Source organism: Streptococcus sp. k-378 (assembly GCF_013277505.1).
GTDB lineage: Bacteria > Bacillota > Bacilli > Lactobacillales > Streptococcaceae > Streptococcus > Streptococcus pseudopneumoniae.
On sequence record NZ_VMNC01000153.1, the window covers coordinates 1 to 2,705 of the forward strand.

Here is a 2,705-nt window from a genome sequence, read left to right on the forward strand (position 1 = left end):
AAAACATGGTTTTGAGGTTGTGGATAGAACTGACAGAGTCAGTATCATATACCTACGGCAAGGTGAAGCTGACGTGGTTTGAAGAGATTTTCGAAGAGTATAAAATATTCAGGTGACGCATAGATATAGTTAATTGAAGCTTTGTTTGAAATCTGATAAAATAATGATATTACTAAGTTTTAAAAACTAAAGAAAAGGGAAGATATGATTACAGGCGAATTAAAAAATAAAATCGATCAGTTGTGGGAAATTCTTTGGACAGAAGGAAACGCAAATCCTTTAACAAATATTGAACAGTTGACTTATCTCTTATTTATGAAAGATTTGGATAGTGTCGAGCTTGGACGTGAAAGTGATGCTGAATTTCTAGGGATTCCTTATGAGGGAGTTTTTCCAAAAGATAAACCTGAATACCGTTGGTCAACTTTTAAAAATATAGGAGATGCTCAGGAAGTTTATCGTTTAATGACTCAGGAGATTTTTCCGTTTATTAAAAATCTCAAGGGAGATACAGATGATACAGCCTTTTCACGATATATGCGAGAAGCTATTTTTCAAATAAATAAACCTGCTACGCTTCAAAAGGCAATTTCTATCTTAGATGTTTTTCCAACTAGGGGATTAGATGTAGATTTTGATAATGACAAACAAAGTATTACTGATATCGGAGATATCTATGAATATCTGTTATCAAAATTGTCGACCGCAGGTAAAAATGGACAGTTCCGTACACCTCGTCACATCATCGATATGATGGTTGAGTTGATGCAACCGACCATCAAAGATATTATCTCAGATCCTGCTATGGGTTCTGCTGGCTTCTTAGTATCTGCTAGCCGTTACTTAAAGCGTAAGAAAGATGAATGGGAAACCAATACAGATAATATCAATCATTTTCATAATCAGATGTTTCATGGAAATGATACGGATACGACTATGTTGAGACTTGGGGCGATGAACATGATGCTACATGGAGTAGAAAATCCACAAATCAGTTACCTTGACTCGCTGTCTCAAGATAATGAAGAAGCCGATAAATATACTTTGGTTTTAGCAAATCCTCCTTTTAAGGGCTCACTTGACTACAATTCAACCTCTAATGACCTTCTTGCAACCGTAAAAACCAAAAAAACAGAATTACTCTTTCTTTCTCTTTTCTTGCGAACTTTAAAACCAGGTGGACGAGCAGCAGTTATCGTACCTGATGGTGTCCTTTTTGGTTCGTCTAAAGCTCATAAAGGAATTCGTCAGGAAATTGTAGAGAACCATAAGCTTGATGCTGTAATCTCAATGCCTAGTGGTGTTTTCAAGCCTTATGCTGGAGTTTCAACTGCCATTCTCATCTTTACAAAAACTGGCAATGGTGGTACTGACAAGGTCTGGTTTTACGATATGAAAGCGGATGGCTTAAGTTTGGATGATAAGCGACAACCGATTAGCGACAATGATATTCCAGATATTATCGAACGCTTTCATCATCTTGAAAAAGAAGCAGAACGTCAGAGAACGGATCAATCTTTCTTTGTTCCAGTTGCTGAGATAAAGGAAAATGATTATGATTTGTCTATCAATAAATATAAAGAGATTGAGTATGAAAAAGTTGAGTATGAACCAACAGAAGTCATCTTAAAGAAAATCAATGATTTAGAAAAAGAAATTCAAGCTGGCTTAGCAGAGTTAGAAGAATTACTCAAGTAGGGAGGTGGCTGTATGAAAAAAGTGAAGTTGGGGGAAGTTTGTGAGATTTTATCTGGTTACGCTTTTAAATCATCACAATTTAATGATAACAAAATTGGTCTCCCCTTAATACGAATTCGAGATGTAGAAAGAGGTTTTTCTGATACCTACTTTGAAGGAACTTATTCCGAAGAATATCTTATTAAAAATGGAGACTTATTGATTACAATGGATGGCAGTTTTATATTGAAAAAATGGGAGGGGGATTTAGCGCTACTTAATCAACGTGTCTGTAAAATTAAAATTACGGATAAAAGTGTAGATGAAGGTTATATATCTTGGTTGATTCCTAAATTTTTAAAAGAAATTGAAGATAAGACCCCTTTTGTTACAGTGAAACATCTTTCAGTAGCTAAAATAAAAGATATCTCATTTGTATTGCCTAATAAACTAGAACAAAAGCTAATTGCAAAAAAACTAAATACGATAAGTCAAATTTATGATTTTCGTAAAATTCAATCAGAAAAATTTAACGAGCTCGTCAAATCCCGATTTAACGAGATGTTTGGGGATCCTTTAAATAATAACAAGAAATTTGCAGTAAAAACGGGACAACAGTGTTTTAAATTTTCAAGTGGAAAATTTCTTGATAAACATGATAGAGTTTTTGAAGGTTATCCTGCCTATGGTGGAAATGGCATTGCTTGGAAAAGTCGAAAATATTTAATTGATAATCCTACTATCATCATTGGTCGTGTAGGTGCATATTGTGGTAATGTAAGAACTACCCACGGTAAGGTATGGATAAGTGACAATGCTATATATATAAAAGAATTTAAGAATTCCGATTTCAATCTTGTATTTTTATTAGAATTAATGAAAGTAATTGATTTTAGTAAATTTGCTGATTTCTCAGGTCAACCAAAGATAACTCAAAAACCATTAGAAAATCAGAAATATATCCTCCCCCCTCTAGCCCTCCAAAATGAGTTCGCAGACTTTGTAGCCCTGGTCGACAAATCACAATT

Annotated in this window: 2 protein-coding genes; both read left to right on the top strand. The window is 34.3% G+C overall.

The genetic code is table 11. The features are described from left to right. Positions 1-204: 204 nt before the first annotated feature. Positions 205-1,698, top strand: a complete 1,494-nt coding sequence (locus HT719_RS10965; RefSeq protein WP_000627747.1) for a class I SAM-dependent DNA methyltransferase — start codon at positions 205-207, stop codon at positions 1,696-1,698. 12 nt (positions 1,699-1,710) lie between these two features. Beyond that, the coding region (locus HT719_RS10970; protein ID WP_172929217.1) for a restriction endonuclease subunit S at positions 1,711-2,705 on the top strand (995 nt) is incomplete at its 3' end.